At 65.6% G+C, this 21,524-nt stretch carries 22 protein-coding genes; 9 read left to right on the plus strand and 13 right to left on the minus strand.

What is annotated here, in order from left to right; all coding sequences use genetic code 11:
• Positions 1 to 139 precede the first annotated feature (139 nt).
• Positions 140 to 838 (plus strand): AfsR/SARP family transcriptional regulator, encoded by a 699-nt coding sequence (locus AHIS1636_RS11510; protein WP_264795970.1) that lies wholly within the window; start codon positions 140 to 142, stop codon positions 836 to 838.
• Positions 839 to 893: 55 nt separating this feature from the next.
• Here AHIS1636_RS11510 and AHIS1636_RS11515 read toward each other — a convergent pair whose 3' ends face one another.
• From AHIS1636_RS11515 to AHIS1636_RS11545, 7 genes are read right to left on the minus strand one after another with little or no spacing between them, the layout of a single operon-like run.
• Complete coding sequence (locus tag AHIS1636_RS11515; RefSeq protein WP_264795971.1) at positions 894 to 1,859, minus strand: LysR family transcriptional regulator; 966 nt, start codon at positions 1,857 to 1,859, stop codon at positions 894 to 896.
• Positions 1,860 to 1,911: 52 nt separating this feature from the next.
• Complete coding sequence (locus AHIS1636_RS11520; protein ID WP_264795972.1) at positions 1,912 to 2,568, minus strand: aspartate/glutamate racemase family protein; 657 nt, start codon at positions 2,566 to 2,568, stop codon at positions 1,912 to 1,914.
• Between the two features lie 3 nt (positions 2,569 to 2,571).
• Positions 2,572 to 4,083, minus strand: a complete 1,512-nt coding sequence (locus AHIS1636_RS11525) for a TRAP transporter large permease subunit (RefSeq protein WP_264795973.1) — start codon at positions 4,081 to 4,083, stop codon at positions 2,572 to 2,574.
• Between the two features lie 27 nt (positions 4,084 to 4,110).
• Positions 4,111 to 5,283 (minus strand): NAD(P)/FAD-dependent oxidoreductase, encoded by a 1,173-nt coding sequence (locus AHIS1636_RS11530; RefSeq protein WP_264795974.1) that lies wholly within the window; start codon positions 5,281 to 5,283, stop codon positions 4,111 to 4,113.
• The gene (locus AHIS1636_RS11535) at positions 5,274 to 6,494 is read right to left on the minus strand and encodes an NAD(P)/FAD-dependent oxidoreductase (protein ID WP_264795975.1); all 1,221 of its coding nucleotides are present in this window, start codon (positions 6,492 to 6,494) and stop codon (positions 5,274 to 5,276) included. The genes AHIS1636_RS11530 and AHIS1636_RS11535 overlap by 10 nt, the downstream gene beginning before the upstream one ends.
• Positions 6,491 to 6,802 carry a (2Fe-2S)-binding protein gene (locus AHIS1636_RS11540; protein ID WP_264795976.1) on the minus strand — a complete coding sequence of 104 codons (312 nt, stop codon included), beginning with the start codon at positions 6,800 to 6,802 and terminating at the stop codon, positions 6,491 to 6,493. Before AHIS1636_RS11540 ends, AHIS1636_RS11535 begins: the two co-directional genes overlap by 4 nt.
• Positions 6,790 to 7,092: a (2Fe-2S)-binding protein gene (locus AHIS1636_RS11545; protein ID WP_264795977.1), complete on the minus strand. Its 303-nt coding sequence runs from the start codon at positions 7,090 to 7,092 to the stop codon at positions 6,790 to 6,792. Before AHIS1636_RS11545 ends, AHIS1636_RS11540 begins: the two co-directional genes overlap by 13 nt.
• Positions 7,093 to 7,250: 158 nt before the next feature.
• Between AHIS1636_RS11545 and AHIS1636_RS11550 the strand changes: the two genes are divergently transcribed.
• Positions 7,251 to 7,877: a flavin reductase family protein gene (locus AHIS1636_RS11550; RefSeq protein ID WP_264795978.1), complete on the plus strand. Its 627-nt coding sequence runs from the start codon at positions 7,251 to 7,253 to the stop codon at positions 7,875 to 7,877.
• 269 nt (positions 7,878 to 8,146) lie between these two features.
• Positions 8,147 to 9,040, plus strand: a complete 894-nt coding sequence (locus AHIS1636_RS11555) for a LamG-like jellyroll fold domain-containing protein (RefSeq protein ID WP_264795979.1) — start codon at positions 8,147 to 8,149, stop codon at positions 9,038 to 9,040.
• 90 nt (positions 9,041 to 9,130) lie between these two features.
• On the opposite strand, the gene AHIS1636_RS11560 is transcribed toward AHIS1636_RS11555, so the two are convergent.
• The gene (locus AHIS1636_RS11560; protein WP_264795980.1) at positions 9,131 to 10,660 is read right to left on the minus strand and encodes an SLC13 family permease; all 1,530 of its coding nucleotides are present in this window, start codon (positions 10,658 to 10,660) and stop codon (positions 9,131 to 9,133) included.
• A 257-nt stretch (positions 10,661 to 10,917) separates the two neighbouring features.
• On the opposite strand from AHIS1636_RS11560, the gene AHIS1636_RS11565 reads away from it, so the two are divergent.
• Positions 10,918 to 11,106: a hypothetical protein gene (locus AHIS1636_RS11565; RefSeq protein WP_264795981.1), complete on the plus strand. Its 189-nt coding sequence runs from the start codon at positions 10,918 to 10,920 to the stop codon at positions 11,104 to 11,106.
• Between the two features lie 128 nt (positions 11,107 to 11,234).
• Here the strand turns inward: AHIS1636_RS11565 and AHIS1636_RS11570 are convergent, their stop codons facing one another.
• From AHIS1636_RS11570 to AHIS1636_RS11585, 4 genes are all read right to left on the minus strand, one after another.
• A complete protein-coding gene (locus AHIS1636_RS11570) occupies positions 11,235 to 11,441 on the minus strand; it encodes a helix-turn-helix domain-containing protein (RefSeq protein ID WP_264795982.1) in 207 nt (68 codons plus the stop codon).
• Between the two features lie 46 nt (positions 11,442 to 11,487).
• The gene (locus AHIS1636_RS11575) at positions 11,488 to 12,447 is read right to left on the minus strand and encodes an AfsR/SARP family transcriptional regulator (protein ID WP_264795983.1); all 960 of its coding nucleotides are present in this window, start codon (positions 12,445 to 12,447) and stop codon (positions 11,488 to 11,490) included.
• Positions 12,448 to 12,579: 132 nt separating this feature from the next.
• Positions 12,580 to 13,095 carry a DUF2306 domain-containing protein gene (locus tag AHIS1636_RS11580; RefSeq protein ID WP_264795984.1) on the minus strand — a complete coding sequence of 172 codons (516 nt, stop codon included), beginning with the start codon at positions 13,093 to 13,095 and terminating at the stop codon, positions 12,580 to 12,582.
• Between the two features lie 78 nt (positions 13,096 to 13,173).
• On the minus strand, positions 13,174 to 14,490 hold the full coding sequence (locus tag AHIS1636_RS11585; RefSeq protein WP_264795985.1) for an ATP-binding protein: 1,317 nt from the start codon (positions 14,488 to 14,490) through the stop codon (positions 13,174 to 13,176).
• A 167-nt stretch (positions 14,491 to 14,657) separates the two neighbouring features.
• On the opposite strand from AHIS1636_RS11585, the gene AHIS1636_RS11590 reads away from it, so the two are divergent.
• From AHIS1636_RS11590 to AHIS1636_RS11605, 4 genes are all read left to right on the plus strand, one after another.
• A complete protein-coding gene (locus AHIS1636_RS11590) occupies positions 14,658 to 15,464 on the plus strand; it encodes a hypothetical protein (protein WP_264795986.1) in 807 nt (268 codons plus the stop codon).
• A gap of 93 nt (positions 15,465 to 15,557) precedes the next feature.
• Positions 15,558 to 16,436, plus strand: a complete 879-nt coding sequence (locus AHIS1636_RS11595) for an aldo/keto reductase (RefSeq protein ID WP_264795987.1) — start codon at positions 15,558 to 15,560, stop codon at positions 16,434 to 16,436.
• Between the two features lie 109 nt (positions 16,437 to 16,545).
• On the plus strand, positions 16,546 to 16,962 hold the full coding sequence (locus tag AHIS1636_RS11600; protein ID WP_264795988.1) for an ester cyclase: 417 nt from the start codon (positions 16,546 to 16,548) through the stop codon (positions 16,960 to 16,962).
• 511 nt (positions 16,963 to 17,473) lie between these two features.
• Positions 17,474 to 19,390 (plus strand): Rv1352/Rv1906c domain-containing protein, encoded by a 1,917-nt coding sequence (locus AHIS1636_RS11605; RefSeq protein WP_264795989.1) that lies wholly within the window; start codon positions 17,474 to 17,476, stop codon positions 19,388 to 19,390.
• A gap of 69 nt (positions 19,391 to 19,459) precedes the next feature.
• Here AHIS1636_RS11605 and AHIS1636_RS11610 read toward each other — a convergent pair whose 3' ends face one another.
• A complete protein-coding gene (locus AHIS1636_RS11610) occupies positions 19,460 to 20,383 on the minus strand; it encodes an Lrp/AsnC family transcriptional regulator (protein ID WP_264795990.1) in 924 nt (307 codons plus the stop codon).
• A gap of 238 nt (positions 20,384 to 20,621) precedes the next feature.
• On the opposite strand from AHIS1636_RS11610, the gene AHIS1636_RS11615 reads away from it, so the two are divergent.
• Entirely contained in the window at positions 20,622 to 21,470 is an 849-nt protein-coding gene (locus tag AHIS1636_RS11615) for an ABC transporter substrate-binding protein (RefSeq protein WP_264795991.1), read from the plus strand.
• The last annotated feature ends 54 nt before the right edge of the window (positions 21,471 to 21,524 follow it).

Raw genomic sequence — 21,524 nt, forward strand, 5'->3', positions numbered from 1 at the left:
CCGAAGCAGGCCGCCGTCAAGGCGGAAGACCGAGGATCAGTAGCGCCGTCTTCCCAAGGTTCTTTAAGCATTTACCTCGTACTTTTGCCCTGGTAGTTCCAGGCTGGAACGGGCACTCGAGGGGGAGGCGGTTCAGGAAATGGCAGCTAACACATGGCAGTTGCAGCTCATTGACGGTTGGCGTCTGCGCTCCGGCGGCCGGGACGTGAAAGTAGGCCTGCGCCAGCAGCGGCTGATTGCCGCCCTGGCGCTGCTGGGCAGCCAGCCGCGTTCCTTCCTGTCCGGGCTGCTGTGGCCGGAGAGCACCGAGAAGCAGGCATCGGGCAGCCTGCGCGCGGCAGTGTGGACAATCTCGCAGCAACTCCCCGGCCTGCTGGTCACAGACAACAACAGGCTGGAGCTGGCGGAATCAGTGCAGGTGGACGTGTCCGGCTTCCTGCGCGAAACGCCCGGCCCGACGGCCAGGGCTTTGGGAACCCGGCTGGACGCGCTGGCCCGGGCCGAGCTGCTGCCCGGATGGTACGACGACTGGGTCCTCGAAGAACAGGAACAATTCCAGCGCCGCCGGCTCGCCTTCCTGGAGACCACGGCCGAAAACATGCTGGCCCTCGGCGAATCAGCCGGTGCACTGGAAGCGGCCTGGGCCGCGCTGCGGATCGATCCGCTGCACGGCACCGCCATGCGCCTGCTCCTGCGCGCACAGCTCCAGGAAGGAAACCACGCCGGCGTCCTCTCCGCCTACCGGGACTTCAGCTCCCGCATGCGCACCGAGTTCGGCGCCCGCCTCCCCGCGGACATCACCGCAATCGTCTCCCCGCTGCTCACCGGCGCCGTCTGAAAGAGCTTCGCAGGGTCGTCTTTCGCCTTCCATGCGTCGGATCTCATGCGTCGGATCAGCTTCTGGTGCTCGCCAGCGGCGAGGTCAAGCGGGTCAGGAACGCTGTGGCCGTCCAGTCAAGGAAGTTGGAGGCGGCCGCATCAAGAGCTTCGAGCATGTCAGGAAGCAGCGGGTTGGGATCGGTGCAGCGCCGGACGCCGTAAATGCGGCGCCGCGGCGGAGCGCCGGAGAGCCGCTGCATTTTGATGTTCCGGTCGATGCCGAGGGCGAGGGCTGGAACGAGCGCCACGGCGAGCTGTTCACTGACGAGACCGCGGATGACGTCGAAGTCGTTGCTGTTGAACCGGATCCGCGGGCTGAAACCCGCCTCGGCGCACAGCAGTTGCAGCACCTGCTCGCTGTCCGAACCGCTGGCATTCGTTGACCAGACTTCCTCGGCGAGGGCTTCCAGGCCGACCCGCTCATCCCGTTCCGTGTTGGGCCCGCCTCTGAGGATCACCATCTCCTCATCCAGCACCAGCCGGTATTTCAGGTCCGGATGCCGCTTCGCAGGGAGCAGCGGGTATTCGTAAACGATCCCGAGGTCGACCTCGCCGCTGAGGACCGCATCCGGTAGGTCGGCCGACTGGATGTCCTCCACGCGGAGCTCGGCTTCCGGGCGCCTGTCCAGGATGCGTGCCATTGCCTTCGGAAGAAGCTGTGCGGCGACGGTTCCGGACGCGCCGACTTTCAGTCGGCCCCGGTCGCCGTGCGCGTAGGAGGACATTTCGTCTTCCGCGTGGGCCAGTTGGGTAAGGAGGGTGCGGGCGTGCCTTGCCATCGCCACGCCGGCAGGCGTCGGCCACAGGTTCCGGGCACCGCGTTCAAAAAGGGCTACGCCCAGGGCCTTTTCCAGCGCGGCAACCTGCTGGGAGACGGCAGAAGTCGTGTAGCCGAGCTCCTTCGCGGCGGCGCTGTGCGAGCCGGCTTCGAGCACGGCCAGCAAGGTCCGCAGGTGAACAAAGCTATTGGTGCTGCTCATGTTCTGCATTCTGCCTGCATTCCCGGGGCTAGCGGTGCTTGGCGACAACTCGTTACGGCGCTGCCTTGAGCAGGTCGAGGCAGAGGGTTGTCGAGTCGTAGACAGGCAGGCCCGAGACCTCGCGCACCATCGCCGCATAGGGCGGCAGGTTAGTGCATTCCAGCACGATGGCGCCCAGCCCTCGATGTTCGCGCAGCAGCGATGACGCCACCTCCGCCACTTCCCGCTCCACCGCCTGCTCGTCCAGGTCAGCGGTCCCTTCGACAATCGCGGAAGTGAAGGCCGGACTCGTGTCCATACCCGCGACGGCGGCAGGAAGACCACGGCAGCCGGCACCCAGGAAGTGGGCCCCGGTCAGGCTGGCCCTGCGGGCCGTCAGCACTCCGACCTGGCCGTGCCGCCGCTCCGCCTCCGGGACTTGCAGGAGGCTCGACGCGGCGAAGGGCACCGAGAGCTGCGCCTGGATCTCGGACTGGAAGAGTGCCAGGAAGCCGCAGCTGGTGGAGATGGCCTTCGCGCCGCGGCGCTCCAAGAGGCGGCCCGCCGCCACGAACTCGTTGATGAGCAGGCGGTCGGGTTCCTTGACGACCCTGTGCACAGAGGCTTTTGGCACCGTTTCGTAGAGGACGGGGAACGGAAAGGTCAGCGGGTTGCCGATATCCCCCACCGGGCGCCGGAACGACGTTGCCAGCATGAGTACGCCGAGCATGGGTCAGATAAACCAGACCAGCAGGCCAACGGCGAGGAAGTACAGCGAATTGGGCAAGGCCAGGATCATCACCCTGACCGGATCCACCTTGGTGTTCAGGGCGGAACCGACGAGGCCACAGACTACGAATGCGGTCAGCCCGACGGGCGGCATGTTCTGGCCTGCCGCAGCGATATGCGAGGCGCCCAAGGCAGCGTTGACCGGGTCCATGCCGAGGTTGACGAGGATAGGTCCGAGGAAGGTGACCAGGACGGTCTGCGCCGCGGTCTGGGATCCGGTCAGCATGCCGATCGCGACGATGCCGGCCGCTCCGCCGAGCTTGAGTCCGGGCCCCGACAATGATTCCGCGGCCGCCGCGACGATGTCGATCGCCCCCACTGCATAGAAGATGCCGATCATGGCCGCGGCGCAGAGCTGGATCTGGACGGTGCCACTGACCTTGCCGAGCCCTGTGGTGACCGTTCCCCGGGAATCCCGCCTCACGCTCTTGAAGAAGAAGCTCACCAGGATGGCAACGATGATCGCAAGCACCACGGGGAAGGCGATGCCTTTCAGCACCGGCACCGACCCCATCCAGGCAACGGCGGAGCCGAGCACGGGAGTTTCCGTGAAGACGTCGAAACCGAACCCTGCCTTTGCAAGCACGATCACCACCAGCACCGCCAGGGGGATCAGGGTCTTCCACCGCTCGCGCATGAGTCCGGCGAACGCTTTGAATCCGGTGGCATCCAGCGGCGCAGCGTCCGGCCCCGCCGGACCGCTTCCGAATCCGGCCTGGCCATCCGTGTTCCCGGCCCGGCCTGACGGAGTGCTGACTTTCCCGGCACGGCCGGACGGCGCACCCGCCGTGGGTCCACCGGCCGTCTGGACTGCCGGAACCAGGCTGCTGCCCAGACCGCGCTTGGCCCTGACAAACCGGAAAGATTCCAAGATGGCGAAGACTGCACCAACGCCCACGGTCAGGTAGGCAAGACTGGTGACGGGCGTCGGATCAATACCTACGAGGGAAGCCGACAGGAAGACGCCCTGCGAGATGGGCGGCATGATCGAGCCGATCGACGCACCGAGGAGGATCATCATGCCTATTTGGACAGGCTTGATCCGCAGTTCGCTCAGCGCGTGGATCACCAGGAAGCCGATGACCGTCGCGGCGGCGATGGCATCTCCGAGCAGCGACCCGGCAAGGATCAGGGTCACGAAGACGGCGGCAATCAAGCCTTTCGGCGACTTGCCGAACAGCGCACGCAGTCCGAAGAGCGTTGTTTCCATAGCACCCAGGCGGACCTGGGCTTCGGCGTAGATACTGCCGAACAGCGATAGGGCAATGACCCAGGCCAGGCGATCCACGCCGTCGACAATCGCCAGGGCCCACTCCGCCGGAGCCAGGCCGCCGATCAGGCCGGCGGAGACGGCAGCGGCCAGCAGCGCGGCGCGGATGTCACCGCCGATCCAAGGGATCTTCTTGATGAGGGCGATGGCGAACAGCAGCACCAGGGGGACGATAACTACCAGCATGTGTTGGACTCCTCGGCCTGAGTGATCTTACGCGGGGATGGGCACGGCAAAGCGGTTGACGGTCAGCGCGTGCAGGAACGGGCCGGTTTTTCCGTCCACCAGGTCGCGGACCAGTATGCCGGTGATGGGTGCCAGCGCGATCCCGTCGCCTTCATGTCCAGCCGCAATGACGTAACCCCCAAGCTCCGGGGCGCGGTCGATGATGGGCAGGCCGTCGCCGGTGTACGGGCGGAAGCCGGTCATGGAACGGATGATCCGTATCTTGGCCAGCGCCGGCACGATACGAATGGCGTGCCCGGCAATCGCGGCCATGACGTCCGGCCCGGAAGCCTTCTCGAAGCCGGCGAACTCCCTGCTGCCGCCGATGAGCAGGTTGCCCGACTCGGTCTGCCCCAGCGAGAGGCCGATTCCGTACGGCGGCACGTTCCCGGAGCCGACGGCGGCAAGGTGCTTGGCGGCAATGTACTGGGCGCACAGCATGCTCCCGTTGACCATCGGCTCCACGGCCTCGGAAATCAGGATGGTGCCCCGGCGCGGCTTGACCGGCACGTGCACACCGGCCAGCTGGCCGACCTGTCCTGCGAAGGGACCGGCGGCGTTGATCACCAGCGGCGTGGAGATGCTGCCGCGGCGTGTTTCCACAGCGGTGACCCGACCGGCGGAGGCGCGGATGCCTGTGACCTCGCAGTGCGTCATTGTCTGTGCTCCGTGCCGCGCCGCCGCGCGGAACAGGGCCGTATTGAGGGCCAGCGGGTTGACCTCGGCGTCGTCGGGGCTGAAGGAAGCGCCGAGCACGTGCGGGGACAGGCACGGCTGGCGCCTTCTGGCCTCGTTCCCGTCCAACAGCTCAACCGCAATGCCGGCGTCCCGCTGCTTGCGGACGAAATCCCGCATGAAATCCAGATGTTCCGGCGTCTCGATGGCGACCATTCCGCCGTCGTTCTTCAGTTCCAGGTCCGCTTCCAGTTCCGCCTCGAGCGTGTCGTACATGCGCCGGCTAGCGAGCGCCAACTCCATGTGGATGCCGGGGCGCTTCGACTGCAGGAAGATTGCCTTGTCGCACGAGCCGGAGGCGCCTGCCCCGGGGCCGGCCTTCTCGACGAGGACGACCTTCCGCCCCTGCTCGGCCAGCCGGAAGGCGATCGATGAGCCGATCACGCCGGCACCGATGACCACCGCGTCCGCTGTTTTTATGCCCATGCCTGTGCCTCCGCCTGCTGGTGGGTGCCCGCCGCGGCCCACAGCTCCCCTGCCTTGCGCCGGCCTTCGCCGACGTTCGGCAGGAAGGTGATCGGGCTGGTGCGGCGCACGTCGTCGACGGAGGCGATGGCGTCCCTGAGCCGCGCCGGTTCGGCCAAACCCAGCCGTGCCGCCACGGCCAGCCCGGCGACCGTCCCCTGTGCCATCGCGACCTTCGCGCCCTCGATACCGGTCACGTTGCCGGCCACGAACACGTTCTTCAGGGTGGTTTCCATTTCCTCGCTGTGCAGCGGCACCTGTCCCCCCAGTTCATCGATCCGGGCCGCGGCGCACCCTCCCGTCAGCTCCTGCACCGGATAGAGACCACCGGAGAGGCAAACGCAATCCACCTCCAGCAAACGGGTACGGCCTTTCGGCCGGCCCTGCGCGTCGATGTCGGTCACTTCGACCGCCCGGACGCGTTCATCGCCCTCGATGGCGGTGATGCTCTGCTTCAGCTTGAGCGGGACGCCGAGCACGGGAACGCCCGATTCCGGATACAGCCGGGCCGCTGCCTTCCGGGCGACGGGGTTCCGGACGAGGCCGGCAGCCGCGCGCAGGAACGCATTGGGAGCCAGACTGGCCAGGCCCGACAGGTAGCCGAGGTTGTGGCCGGGATGGCCGCCTTGCCCGCTCAACTTACTGAGCGGCGGCAGGAAAATGCCCACGACGTCCGCACCTGCCATCTTCAGCTCATGCGCGACGGTGAGCGACAGCGGGTCCACCCCGACGACGGCGATCCTCTGCCCGGGGCGCACCCGGTAGAAATTCGTGAGGGTCTGCGCAGCGCCGACGGTCATCACGCCGGGGAGCGTCCAGCCCGGAATAGGCATGGCCCGCTCGGCAGCGCCGGAAGCCAGCACGACATGCGGCGCCGAGATAGTGTCTCCTCCGTCCAGGGCCAGGAACCACCCGGGGTGCATACCCCACACTTCCCGTCCGCAGAACAGCTCCACTCCGGCAGCGGCAGCCCTCTCCCCCAACCCCGCGGCGACCTTTTGGCCGATCCACCAACTGTCCTTGGACTCCTGGTGCAGCTGGCCGAGGAGGCGGCCTCCAGGCACGCGGTTCTCGTCAACGACGGCAACGCGTCCACCGGCTTCTGCCGCCGCGATCGCCGCGGACAGACCCGCCGGCCCGGCCCCGACGATGGCAACGTCGAACGCCGTCACGGGCGTGCCTCCGCCGGGGCCGGCCCCGGCTTCACCACCATGCCGTCCGCCACCGGCGTGATACAGGCCCGGACGCTGGACTTCCCGTCCACGGTGACCCGGCACTCGTAGCAGTGGCCGATGCCGCAGTAGATGCCCCGGGGTTCGCCTGCCTGCTTGGAACGGCGCAGGGTGCGGATACCGCAGGCCAACAGGGCGGAGGCAACGGAGTCACCCTCGATTGCGGGATAGACGATGCCGTCGAACTCGAAGGAGATCGGTTGCCCGCCAAGCGGACCCAGGACGGGATGTTCGGTCAGCCGCTGCACCGGGTTGCCTCCCCTCCGCCATTGGACGCGAAGCGGGCCAAGTCTGCCAGGACAAGGGGCCGGACCGGCTGGTTCCTCACCAGGCCTGCGTCCTGCGGCAGTCCGCGGCCGGTGGAATCGACGAGGGCTGCCAGCAGGGGCAGGCAGGTACGGCCTTGGCAGATCCCCATCCCGGCACGGGTCTGCAGCTTCACTTCCCGCAAGGACACCTCGGTGCCGCCGGCCGCGAGGCAGTCTTCGAGCTGGCGGAGGGTCACGTCCTCGCACCTGCAGATCGTCGGATTGTTCATCGGGTCTACCGTTCCAAGAAGTTGAATTGCTCCAACACATTTCCAGCATTCAACATGTGCGGACAATAGCCCGAGTTACAGAACCCGTTCACTCCCCATCCAGCAAAACTATTGCTCGGCTGCTTTGGCCTGACCACCTTTGATGGTGCGCTATAACCATGTCCCGTCCAGCCACACCGAACCCCGAGGACCCCGCCGGCAGTTTCGGCGAGCGCGTGGAGCTCGGTCCCGGCGACTGGCTCGCTGTAACCAGGCCGACGTCTGCGCTTTCCATCGTCACGACCGTCGATGCCGATGGCCGTCCTAACGCCGCTCCCTTCGCCACCGTCGTCCGCGTTAGCCAAGAGCCCCTGCAGCTTGCCTTCACCTGCACCGAGGGCAGCGATACCTGCGCCAACGTCCAGGCAACCGGGCAGTTCATGCTGAATCTCGTGTCCCACGGCGAGGACCTGCTTCGGCGCGTCGTCATCACCGCAGAGCCCCTGCCCTCCGGAATCGACGAAGCCGCCCACGCCGGTCTGACGCCCTTGCCCGCAATCAGGATCCGGCCGCCCCGCCTGCTTGAGTGCTATGCGCATCTGGAACTGGAAACGGAATGGCTCAAGTCCTGGTCCGGCCGCTGCATGGTCGTCGGCCGGGTCGTCGCTGCCTCCGCCCGCCGTGACTGCCTCGGCCCGGACAACGAACTCGTCTGGAAAGAGGCCCGGCCAGTGCACTACTGGGGCGGTACCGGGGGCCATTCCTTCACGCCGTTGGGCACACCGATGCCGGTCGTTGCGGATTGACCGGTCGCTCTTTCGACCTTCATGCACCAGGCAAAGGGCCGGGCAGGCCCCGCCTGAACACTCGCGCCACTGCTGTCAACGCCTAGATTGGGGTGTTGGAGCCGTTTTTTGCTCGTCCTTAAAATGTCATTACCGCATCACATCTGATGGTGCGTGGGGCGAGCTTGGGGAAGCTAAATCCAGAAAACTGGAATCAATAAACAACGTTCATAGTTCATGCTCCCGAACTATCGCATCTGGTTCTTTTGGGTTCCCTAAGGATGACTGAGATGACACGTCGTCAAGGCAGTACGCAATCGTCGCTCCTCAAGGGAACGAAACCAATCCTCTTATCCGCCCTCGCACTGGGCCTCCTAGGGATCCCCACAACAGCACCAGCCGAGGGCTTTCAAAATGAACGGGCAGCCGAACCAACGGCAACCTACGACAGCGCCGTCCTGGCCGACAAACCGTCGGCCTATTGGACGATGGGCAGCCCGTTCCGATCCACCGAAAAGGACCGCACCGGGCGTGGCCACACCGGAACCTATTTCGGGCGCCCGAGTGCAGCGAAGCTGCCGAACGGCGACACCGCAGCCGACTTCGACGGCGGCCGGGAGTATCTACAGGTCGCAGACTCCGCTGCACTCAGCCCGGCCACCAGGGGTCTGCTTACGCTCGAAGCCTGGATGCGGCCGGACACTGTGACCTTCCCGGGCGAGGGCGGCAGCAGCCACTATGTGCACTGGATGGGAAAAGGCGAGCCCGGCAACCACGAGTACGTGGCACGGTTCTACTCAAAGGATGATCCGGACCGCCCCAACCGCATCTCCGGCTATCTGTTCAACTCCTCTGGAGGCAAGGGTGCAGGGGCCTACTTCCAGGAGAAAGTCAGCGCCGGCAAGTGGATCCATTACGTCTTCGTGATCAATGCAAACGCAAAGTCCGACACGTATCCGAACGGCTACAGCAAGATCTATCGGGACGGAGTGCTCAAGAAGACCGTGGATCTCAGTTACCGCGGCAGCGCGGTAGTGCCGACGAAAGGCAACGCGCCGCTTCGGGTAGCCACCAGGGACGGCGGTTCATTCTTCAACGGTGCGATCGGAAAGGTTGCCGTCTACACCAAGGAGCTGTCAGGCAAGCGCATCGCTGCCCACTACGATGCGATGACCCGGAAATAGGGTGCCGGCCGGAGGGCCGGACACCAACTGCGGGTGGCCGCGTTACGCAGCCACCCGCCGTCGTCGTTCTACTCCTGGGGATCAAGCAGGCTACAGCCCCACGCCGAAGACCAGCGGCACCAGCGTCATCAGGACCACCGGGATGGTGACGATGCTGATGATGTTCAGCCACAGGCCGCCGCGCATCATGTTCCGCATCGAGACGTCGCCCACCGCGAAGGCCACGGCGTTCGACGGCGTGCCCACCGGCAGCATGTAGGAACCGGAGACCGCCAGCGTCACGGCGATGGCCATGACCAGCGGGTCGATGCCCAGGCCTACGCCCACCGCGGTCATGATCGGCAGGAACGCCGCCGCCGTCGCGGTGTTGCTGGTGAGTTCGGTCAGGATGACCAGCAGGATGATCGCGATGACCATCAGCAGGAGGGTCGGCACGCCGGCGAGGCCGCCCACGCTGTCGCCGATCCACTCGCTCAGTCCGGTGGAGGTGAACTGGTCGGACAGAGAGAGGCCGCCGCCGAAGAGGATCAGCAGGCCCCACGGGACCTCCTTGGTCGCGCTCCACTCGAGCAGCGGCCCGTTGGCGACCTTGTCGCCCGGCACGATAAAGCAGAGCAGCGCCGCCGTGATGGCGATGGACGTGTCGTTGAAGTTGACCAGGAACGGCGCCGCCGCGGCCACGGCCGGGATTTCGGCGATGAACGGCAGGAAGATCCAGCAGAACGCCGCGCCGAGGAAGATCGCGATGACCCGCTTCTCCTGCGTGGTCAGCCCGCCCAGCTTGGCCAGTTCCGTGCGCATGATCTCCTTGCCGCCCGGGATCTCTGCGACCTCGGACCGGAAGACCAGCTTGGTCAGCACCAGCCAGCTGGCGAACATCATGAACGCGGCGAACGGAACGCCCACCAGCATCCACTGGCCGAAGCCGATCTCGACGTTGTAGTTGTCGCCCAGGTAGGCCTTCATCAAAGCCATCGGCGGCTGGCCGATCAGTGTCGCCATCGAGCCGATCGTCACGGAGTAGGCGATGCCGAGGAGCATCGAGGCCGCCAGCTTCGGCGTGACCTTGCTGCCCTCGAGCGAGTTGATCAGCGCGAGGATGGCGCCGCCGATCGGCACCATGATGACGGCCGTCGCGGTGTTGCTGACCCACATGGTGATGAACGCGCTGGCCAGCATCAGTCCGAAGACAATCTGGCTCGGCTTGGTGCCGACCGCCAGGATGATCAGCAGCGCCACCCGCCGGTGCAGGTTCCACCGCTGCGTCGCCAGCCCGAGGACGATGCCGCCGAGCACCAGGTAGATCACCGAGTTGGCGTACGGCGCGGCCGCCTCGCTGATCGGGGCGATCCCCGTGACCGGGAACAGGATCAGCGGCAGCAGCGACGTGGCCTCGATCGGCACCGCCTCCGTCATCCACCAGAACGCCATAACGACGCCGATGCCGACTACCCCGCGGCCCTCCAGCGAGAGCGAATCCGGGAACAGGAAGAAGGCGGCCAGCCCCAGGATGATGCCTGCGGCGACCATGGACCATTTGATCCTGGTGACCTTGGCGGTCTTCTCCTGCGGCTGCACCTCCATCGGGGCAGCAGTCTGGGCACGGTTTTCCACCGTCATGAAATCTCCTTTGGGGGGCCCGCGGCGCGGGGTGCGCGCACGCTGCAACTCATCAAAGGCCCGCGAGTGATCGGGCGAGCCGAGTCACAACGGTATGTAACTTGAGCCACCCTTGGGAAATACAGAACGGCCATTTATTTATATGCGCTCGATATGGAATGCGCCGCGATCGGATCCCGCCGCGGCCGTAGACAGTCCTCCGGCGGAGGTGTTTAGCTGAACGCATCCGGCTCTGCTGCCCCACGAAGGAGACCACCATGAGCACCGGCAATGACTACACCGACCCGTCCGAAGAGGAATCGGTCCACCCCCGGGAACCGGAACCGGCGGAGGAGCCGGAGGCGGAGAATCCCATCCCGTCCGGCGCGGACGGTCCCGACTCCAAGGACGTGAAGGGCGAGGCCGAAGCGGAGAACGCCAAGGAGACCGGGGGCTACGGCTACTGATCCGGGTTCCCCTTTAACTGCCCCAGTGAACGACGGCGGCGGCCGGCTGAGTGCCGGCCGCCGCCGCGCTGTTTCTGGTCACCGCCCGTTATTCCGGCGCGAGGCGTCGGGGCGTCCGAATGCGGCCGCTATTGGGCATCCGCCTGGACCGCCCCTTCTTCCAGGTACCGGGTCATGGCGTCTTCGGCCACCCGGTATGTGTGCCCGATCCGTACACACGGCAGCTGCCCCGTGTGGACCAGGCGGTAGATGGTCATTTTCGATACGTTCAGATGTTCGGCGACCTGTGCGACAGACAGAAATGCGTGGTCCCGGTCGGTGCGGTTCTCCTCCATGAGAATCGTCCTCCTGTGCCTTGTTCGAGAAGTGTCCGGTTGCGGATCAGGCGACGGTCTGCGCCTTGTCGAGGAAGGAATGGATGACCCGGCGTGCCGTGGTCGTCCGTGACGGCGAAGCCTGCGGCCGCTTGCCCGGTGCATGGATGCCCGGATGCCGCGACTGGCCGCGCAAACGGTCGTTCAGGTAGAACAGCGCCTCCAGGACCTCGTACAGCTCGCCGTCGTCCTGTGCGGTCTTCTGCAGCAGCCGCATATGGGCGGCCCGCAGGTCCGGCGCCGGAGCGCAGCCAAGTTCGCGATCCAGCACGCGCCTGCACTTGTCATAGGACTGCAGCGCCTCCACGTAGCGGCCCGCGGACTCCAAGGCGAGGACCTGGGTGCACCAGGCCCGGTCGTTCAACGGTGCTGACGTCACAGCCTGCCCGGCCCAGTCGAGCGCCTCCTGCGTCCGGCCCAGCTGCTCCGCAATTTCGGCCGCCCGGATCTGCACCGACGTGACCGTGGACGAGTGCTGCGCACGCGCTTCCTCGGCCCAGGCGGTATCCAGTTCCTCCGCCAGCAGCGGCGCCGAACCCAGCTTCAGCGCCTCCACCAGCAGCGGGTAGGCCTCCTCCGGAGCGGCCCCTTCGGACTCCGCGACGAGGCCGTTGAAGCGGACCAGGTCCACCTCCACCAGGTCGGGATCGAGCAGGTAGCTCCCGGTAGCGGTCCGCAGCGGGCCCGTCTTGGCGACCCCCGGCTGGAGGCTGCGCCGCAGCACGCTGACGTAGCTTTCCAAGGTGGCCTGCGCCTTCAGCGGCGGCCTGCCATCCCAGAGCAGCTCGATGAGCTCGCTCTTGGAGACCCGCGCCCCCAACCGCAGCAGCAGGATTCCAAAAATCTGCCGCACCTTCGGGCTGCCCAAGGCTTCCGAGGTCATGACGGTGTCGCCACGGCGCACTTCGAGGTTGCCGATCATCCGAACGGAAATGGGCTCGGCGTACCCGGCTGTTAATTGCTTCATACATCCCCCTTGCATCTCACGTTCCCCAAAAGGCATCCCCCATAAATGCTTCCTTTCATCATGAGGGGTTACTCGCGGGTTTCGCGGTGGCGGGATGGCATGTCGGCACCCCAAACTTGGGGGTTGCCGCCGTCACACTACAGGCGTAGAGGCCTTTGTTGCTGCGGGCCCGTTGGGCCTTCGCGCCCGTCCAAGCAGCACTGTTCCGGCGACGGCGAACCCCGCGGTCAGCAGGATGCAACCCGCCCAGAGAGCCAATCCCGGCAGGTCGTTCACGGCCATCTGCGGGATCCTCCGGTCCGGCACCGCGACGACGCCGACGAACGCGCCGAGGACACCGAAGTAGCTGCCGGCCATGTAGGACCGGTGCGCGGGGATCCTTGCGGTGCGGGCGGCCCAGAGCCCGATACTGACGGTGAAGAACGTGAAGACCGAAAGGCCGTGCAGCCAGGTAAAGCCGCCGTTGAGCGTGCGGATGCCGAAGGAGGTCAGGATGACCACGTACATCGCCGCCACCCAGATCCGCCCCACCACCCGGTGGATGGCCCCGCCCTTCGTCCGCCGCAGCAGCTGGAAGGCGCCGAAGAGGATCGAGTACGCCGCGGCCATGGCGTGCACGGCGATGAGGACTGGCCATTCAGGATGCACGGAAGCAGTCTAGCCGCAGGTCAGGCGCTTCTTGGGCCACTTGCGACGGCGGGCGCTGACCTCGCGCGACCGCGGTGCCTACACGCGGCCCAGCACGTCGATGTCGTCGAGGAACTCCCGGTACACGTCCTCGCTGACCGTGGTTCGGGTGTCGCCGACCGCGTCGAGGTAGTCCTGGGTGGACGGTCCCCTGCGCTCCCCCGCACCGAAGATGCCGGCGTCCGCGTGGCCGGTCCCGCCGTCGTCGTACACCGCCTTCTCCAGCGCCCGCTGGGACGCACTCCGCGCCGCGAACTCGATGTCCGCCGGCGAAAAGCCCTCGGTCCGCTCCACCAGCAGCGCGATGTCCACGTCCCCCACTACCGCCTCCGGGATGAAGCGCCGCCACATCGCCTCGCGCGCCTCGCGGTCCGGCAGCCCGATCGGGATGACGTAGTCGAACCGGCCGTGCCGCAGGAACGCCGAGTCCAGGGCGCGGATGAAGTTGGTGGCGCAGACCAGCAGCCGGCCGGGCTGCTCGCGGAAGGCCGGGATGATCTTGAGCAGTTCGTTGGTCACGCCCTGCAGCGGCGACGGCGGATCCCCGGCCCGCTGCGAGGCGATCTCCTCCACCTCGTCGATAAACACCACGGCGTGCTCCAGCTCCGCGATCTCCAGGAACGTCTCGCGCAGCGCACCGGCCAGCCCCTTCGGGTCCGAGGCCAGCCGCGAGGGGAAGACCTCCACGAACGGCCACTCCAGCCGGGACGCGATCGCCTTCGCGAACGTGGTCTTGCCGGTGCCGGGAGGCCCGAACAGCACGACGGCGCGCGGCGGCACCACGCCGTATTCGTCCGCGAGGTCCGACTCGGCCAGCGGCAGGACCAGGCGCCGCTCCAGCAGCTCCTTCTCGCGCCGCATGCCGGCCACGTTCTCCCACAGGTCGCGGGCCAGGATCCGGCCGCCGAGCAGCCCCAGCGGCTCCAGCTCCTGGCGCTGGATCGGGATGGTCCGCTCGAAGTAGCGCAAGTTCTTCTTCAGCACGAAGCCGCGGTCCAGGAAGGCGTCCATCCGCGTCTCGGACTCCGGCATCAGCGCGGAGAGCTTGTTCAGCCCGTGCGGCGCCATCCGGTTTTCGACGGCGGCGAGCAGCGAGGTGCCGATCCCCCGGTTCCTGTACTCGGGCAGCGTGGCCAGGAAGACGATCCAGCCCTGGTCATGCGCGGCCCGGCCGACGGCGGCGCCCACCACCTGATCGCCCATCACCGCCACCACCGCATGGTCCTTCTCGCAGGAAGCCATCACCTCGGACAGCGCGTACACCGGTTCGACGTTCGTGGCCTTCAGCGACTCCCAGAGGTGCAGGATGCCGTCCAGGTCGGTCGAATGGAAATCGCGGATCCGCCAGTGCGTCACGAACTGCCTCCTGTGCTCCGGGCCACGCGTCTGCGCCGCCTGCTCCCAAGATAGCGGCCTTCGCCCGAGCGGCCGCTTCCGTGACAGCGCGTGAATGCGGGAGAGCGCTGTCCGGTCCGTCTTGAGACCTTCAGCCCGTAGCTGCCGGGGCGCGCGCCGAGTAGTCTGTGGCGGAGATCAAGCACTCCGTCCCCTTGCGGGATCGCGACTACACAAGGGTGGGAGCGAGGATGTCGCCGACCGGGTATCCCGTGGAAGGCAAAGTGAACGTGGCGGGGCCCCCGGAGGACGCATTGTCGGCTCTAGGGCTTACCGGCGGATTGGAACGCAGTATCTGGTTCTTCGAGGACCTGACCCCCGGCATCGAGCCGGACCTGCCTCTGCTGTCGGGTGGAGTGGTGCTCCGGGCACGCAGCGGCAAATCCGGCGACTTTACGCTCAAGCTGCGGCCCTGCCGGCGAACGCAGTTGACTCCCGAATGGGCCGCTGGATTCACGGACGGCAACGGCTTCGAGTACCGCGTTGAGCAAGACTGGACCGGGCAACGGCGGACGCTGGCCGCCTCATCCGTTATCGAATTGGACCCCGATCTGATTGCCAGCGTGGTCTCGGAGGGGGCCGACGCCGACACTCTCCTAGCCGGTAAACAGCGGGAATTCCTTCATGATTGCGGCACTCTTCGGATAGCTTTCGCCGGGCTGACCCCGCTCGGTCCGATCCGGGCAACCAAATGGAAGAACGTCCCGGTCGGGAAATTCGACACGAACATCGAGCGGTGGGAGGTCGCCGATTTGGACTTCCTCGAAGTCTCCATCCGTTCTGAGACCGACGCCGAACGCCGGCAGCAGGGCCTCGAGACCGCGGTCCGAGCCTTGGGGCTCTCGATCGACGACGACCAGGAATCCAAGACGCGCCGCGTCCTGGCCAAACTGGCCCGTTTGGCCTCGGAGGATGCCGCACCGGGCAGTTCCTAGCAGGTGCCATATCCTTTGACTGGGTCGGCCATGTAGGTCAGGGCCTAAGGGGGAATAATGAAACAGCGAGCGCTCGGACAAACCGGGCTATCAGTGTCAGAGATCAGCTTCGGTGCCGGCGGATACTGGGGCATGAAGGCCTTCGACGAACGTCAGGCTGCACGGCTGGTGGAACAGGCGCTCGACGGCGGGATCAACCTTTTCGACACCGGCCCCAATTACAGCCGTGGCAACGCCGAAGCACGGCTGGGCCGGATCCTCCGCGGGCGTGCCAAGCACCTGGTCATTTCCACCAAGGTGGGCTCGCTCTGGTCAGGAGGGCGGAATGCAAAGGACTATTCGCCGGCTTCGATCGAACACAGTCTGCGCAACAGCTTGCGGCGACTGCACCTTGACCATATGCCGCTGCTGCACTTTCACGGCTATCCCAGCCCCGCCGACCCGGCGGTTGAAACCGTGCTCAGGCTCAAGGAGAAGGGCATGGTCGGCGCCCTGGGCATATCGACCGGGCCGGGTGGCGCAAAGCGCGCCCTGAAGCTGGGGATCTTCGACTGCCTCATGGTCGAGTACAACCTGGTGGACCGCTCGCTGGCGCCGGTCATTGCGGCCGCGGGGAAGGCCGGGACGGGCATCATAGTCAAATCGCCGCTGGCACAGACTCTCTACTCGCGCGACATCTTCAAGATCTCCGCCCCGAGCGACGTCTGGTACCTGCTGCGCGCCCTGAAGAACCACCGGCACAAGTTCATCCAGGGCCGTAAATTCCGTTTCATCAACGACGTCGAAGGGCTCAAGGCCAGCCAGGTCGCCCTTGCCTACGTGCTCAACAACCCGCATGTCACCAGTGCCGTGGTCGGCACTGTGCGGCCGGAGCACCTGCAGACGAACCTCGAAACCTCGGCCATCAGGCTGCCGGCAGACCTGCTGCACCGGATCGAGCAGGCCGGAACCGCAATAAAGACAGCCGTCTGAGCACAATCCAGTTGGCGGTAGAACACAGAACCCGGAGAGGCGGCGTGTCGCGATACCGGCGGTGGGAGCATCGAGTGTGGGGGCATCTGTGCAGGGGAAGGAGCCGGAGATGGCTGGTGGAGCGGGAATCATCGAGCGGTTCTACCGGGAAGTCATGGAGGGAGGCAACCTGGACCTGATCAACGAGCTGGGCAGCGAAAGCTACACGGAACACGAGGAGCCGATGCCCGGGCAGCCACCCGGCCTGGACGGGATCCGGTTCTACGTCAACACATTCAGATCAGCCTTCCCGGACATCAAGGCGAAGGCAATCGAGCCGGTTATCAGCGCCGGGGACATGGAAACAACCCGGGTCGTCCTCACCGGTACGCACGATGGCGAATTCCTAGGCATCGCACCCACGGGAAAGACTGTCGAGTTCAACACGATGGACATGATCCGCGTAGAGAACGGAAAGGCGGTCGAACACTGGGGCGTGACCGACTTGCTGAAGTTGATGCAGCAGATCGGAGCCGTTCGAACCTGAGTCACATACACCGAAGCCCCGTCCAACGCCGGACGGGTTTCCTGCCAATTCGGCACTGGTCGCCAGAGCAGAGATTGCGTTTGTCCATCATTTGGATAAACGTTTCTTCCATACCGTTGAAGCCCTAAGATATTCGCGGCCGGAAGCACCGGCCGTCAGTTGGGGGAGGGCATTTTTCGTGTCTCTTGATTTCATTTCCGCAGAGCCACCGCGCGTCCGTGCGCGCGGCTTCCGCTCTGCCGCAGTCATGTTCGGCGCCGGGGCACTTGTTCTCGGCCTTTTCTCCGGGCCGGCGGCAACCGCCGCCCCCATTGAGCCGCCACCATCGCCGGAAACTTCCGCTCCGGCGACGGCGGAGATTCCTGACAGCGACTTCACCGCTACCTGGGACGGTGTCGTCGCCGGAAAGCCGACGGTCGGACAGAAGCTGTCCGTAGCAACCCCGGTGCTATCCCCCTCGGGAACTGTCGCATACCAGTGGTATCGCGGCACCTCCGCGATTAGCGGCGCGGTGTCTTCCAGCTACACTCTGACTCCGGCCGACGCGGCGCAGACACTCTCCGTCACCGTCACTGCAACGGGGACCGGCATGAACCCGCTCACCCTGGCGTCCAAGTCGATTGTTGTCGCCAAGGGCACGTTTACCGCTGCTCCTGCCCCCGCCATCGCCGGGACTGCCAAGGTCGGGTCCAAGCTGACGGCAAACCCGGGCACCTGGTCCCCGAGCGGTGCCACCCTTGCCTACCAGTGGTACCGGGGCAGCAGCGCGATCGGCGGCGCCACCGCACGCACCTACACCCCGGCTGCGGCGGACAACGGTCAGTACCTGAAGGTGCGGGTCCGCGCCACCCGGACCGGATACACAACCCTGGACCGCTGGTCGGTCTCCCGCAAGGTTGCCGCGGGCTCCATCGTCGCGACGAAGACCTTGTCCATCTCCGGAAGCGCCCGCTACGGGCAGACCTTGAAGGTCAGCCAAGGCTGGACCGCCGGTTCGAAGATCGCCTACCAGTGGTACAGCAACGGCAAGGCCGTCAAGGGCGCCACGAAGAGCTCGCTCTACCTCGGCTCCGGCTATGTCGGCACCAAAATCACCGTGCGGGTCACGGTCAGCAAGGCCGGCTACATCACCCGCAAAGCCACATCGCCGACCGTTACGGTAGGCAAGGCCTCCATGGCTACCAAGTCCGTGCCCACCATCAGCGGCACCAAGAAGGCCGGTTACACGCTGACCGCCAGCAAGGGCACCTACTCCGCCACGCCGTCGTCGTACACCTACCAGTGGTACCGCAACGGCGCCGCAATCAGCGGAGCCAAATACCGTACCTACAAGCTGACCACCGCCGACAACGGCAAGAAGATCACGGTCCGCGTCACGGCCCGCAAGACCGGCTACCACAACCGGGCCGCCACCAGCGCTGCCGTGGAAATCCCCGCTCCGCCGCGCACCGTGATCAGCAGGGACGGCACCTACCGGGTGGGCACCGACATCAAGCCCGGCCTGTACAAGGCCACCGGCACCGGCAATGGATGTTATTGGACGACCATGAGCGGTTTCTCAGGCAGTTACGACGACGTCAACGGTAGCTACTACGGGTCGGCACGGACCTACGTGCAGATCACCTCGGCGGACCGCGGCTTCGAAACCAGCGGGTGCGGCAAATGGACCACGGTGCCGAAGACGGGGGCCAACGCATCCAAGATCACTGCCGACGGAACCTACCGCGTTGGCATTGATATCAAGCCCGGCCTCTACAAGGCGACGGGATCCGGCGACGACTGCTCGTGGACAACCCTCACCGGCTTCACCGGCCATTCCGACGAAATGAAAAACCTCTACTACGGACCCGCTCGGACCTATGTACATATCACTTCGGCGGACCGCGGCTTCGAAACCAGCGGCTGCGGCACGTGGATTCTTGCACCGGCAACCGGCGCCAACGCATCCAAGATCACTGCCGACGGAACGTATCGCGTTGGCATTGATATCAAGCCTGGTCTCTATAAGGCGACGGGATCCGGCGACGACTGCTCGTGGACAACCCTCACCGGCTTCGCCGGCCATTCCGACGAAATGAAAAACTTCTACTACGGACCCGCTCGGACCTACGTACATATCACTTCGGCGGACCGCGGCTTCGAAACCAGCGGCTGCGGCACGTGGATTCTTGCACCGGCAACGGGCGTCAACGCATCCAAGATCACTGCCGACGGAACGTATCGCGTCGGTGTCGATATCCGTCCGGGTCTGTATCAGGCCTCCGGTACCGGGAACAGCTGCTACTGGACCACTCTGAGCGGCTTCACCGGTGATTTCGATGACGTCATCGAGAACTACTACGGTTCCGCCCGGACTTACGTGGAGATTCCTTCCGTGGCCAAGGGCTTCGAGGTGGAGGACTGCGGGACGCTGACGCGTGTCTCATAGCAACTGCCGAACCCTGAACCGCGTTTCCTAGCGCCGGCCAAATGAGGTCGTCCGGTTCTCCGGGCGCCCTCAGCCGTCCCTGTCGGCGATGGAGTCGACCAGGGTATCGAGGGATTTCTCGTAACGCTCCCTGACAATTTCGGCGTGGAGCCAGGTGTCGACGGTGTTCACTGAGTCCAGTTGGCGGAGCCCCGAAGTGACGCGGTTGTACTCCCCGACGGAGGCGACTCCGACCGTTGCGATGAGGTTGTAGCGGCCCAGGCATTTGGCGATGAACTCGGTGCCGGCGACCTGCTGGAGGTAATCCACCGCCTGGTCGACGTTCCCTGAGGTGCTGATACCGAAGCCGAAGGCCATTGCCTGTGACGTTTCCGCGCGGCGCCGAATGGCTCCGATCTGCATGACGTTGGCGTCGATCAGCCGGAGAACCCTCGTCCGGCAGGCGCTCACGGACAGACCGACTTCTGTCGCCATCTCGGCGAAGGATGCGCGCCCGTCGCGCTGGAGAAGCTTCATCAGGCGCAGGTCTGCGTCGTCGAACTCCAGGCCCGGCAAGCTCGGTTCCGTTCCGAGGAAAAAGCTTCGAATCACTCGCTCGTACATGGTCACGTTGACGGACGCGACCTGGGGCAGCGCGCGGATGAGCTCGGTCTGCTCGTACATCGACGCCATGGTCGGCATGCGCAGTTCCGCGGCCAGGTGATAACGGCCTGTGGTCTGCGAGATGAAAACGGGGCTCTCCATGGACTCCATCGCAGCGAGCACGGGGGTGGGGTCGCCGGCCAGTTCGACGGCGACGTGCGCCAGGCAGTTCAGCCCCAGGATGCGGGGATGGACGGCGGCGACGATGCGCAGCTGGCCCGATTCGAGCAGAGCGTTCACGTGTGCGGCGACGGTAGCCCGGGACGTGTTGAGCCCTTTGGCCAGTTCGCTGTACGGAGCCCGTCCGTCCTGCTGGAGGTGCCGCACCAGACGTTCTTCAAAATCGTTCATGCCCTTGTTTATACCAAGTTGCACCTCGGCTTTGCATCAATTTTGCTGTTGCATCCCGCACAGAAGGCGCTGGATGGAACGATAAGCAGCCATAGTTCTACAGATCGTTCGTGAAATAAAGTTGTAACGAAAAAATTGCTTGACGGGCCGTGAAACGTCCCACAGAATCGTCTCCATACCGTTCAGCGGGTGGCAGTGTCAGCTACAGCCGCCCACGACGCGCATTCAGGAGACTTCCATGTATAAAGGAATCAAGCTCACCGTGGCAGCATCGGCCGCCGTGTTGGCCCTTGCAGGCTGCGGTTCATCCGCGGCCAGCGGCGAAGAAGCCGCGGGCTCGGGGAAGGCCCCCGCCGGCCTGGTCAACGACGGGCAGGCGACGCTTTGCATCGACCCGGAGTACCCGCCGCTTGAGTACTACAAGGACGGCTCCGGGGGCGACATCATCGGTTTTGACGCCGACGCCGGCCGGGCGCTGGCCGAGCACTGGGGCGTCGAGGTCAAGTTCGAAGTCACGGCCTTCGACGGCCTGATGCCGGGGCTGCAGAGCCGCCGCTGCGACATGATCCTCGGCGGCCTCTACATGAGCGAAGAACGCCTCCAGGTCGCGGACGCCGCACCCATCATGAACGCCGGTCCGGCGATCCTCGCTTCCCCGGCCAAGGCCGAAGGGTTCAAGACCCCCACCGACCTGTGCGGCCTGAACGTGGCGGCCCAAGCGGCCTCCAGCAACGCGGCGCGGATCAAGGCACTCGCCGAGGAATGCTCGGCGGCGGGCAAGGAAGCCCCCAAGCTGACCGAGTACCCGAAGACGGCGGAAACCGTCCTCGCCGTGCTCAACGGCAAGGCGGACGCCCTGATCGAAACGAATGTGGCGGCGTCGTACATGGAGACCCAGAACGCGGGCAAACTCCAGGTGGCCCCCGGAGTCTTCGAGACGGACACCCAGTTCGGCGTCTTCACCCGCAAGGGCGACGACCTGAGCCCCGCGGTCGCCGAGGCCTTCAAGGCACTCCAGGCGGACGGAACCCTCAAGACCATCGCCGAGAAGTACAACCTCGATCCGGAAATCCTGGAAGTCAACTAAGGCCAAGGCAGGGGCGCCGTCTCCGTTCAGGCGGCGCCCCTGCTCCTAGGAAGT

Origin of the sequence: Arthrobacter mangrovi (assembly GCF_026011795.1) — a bacterium.
GTDB lineage: Bacteria > Actinomycetota > Actinomycetes > Actinomycetales > Micrococcaceae > Crystallibacter > Crystallibacter mangrovi.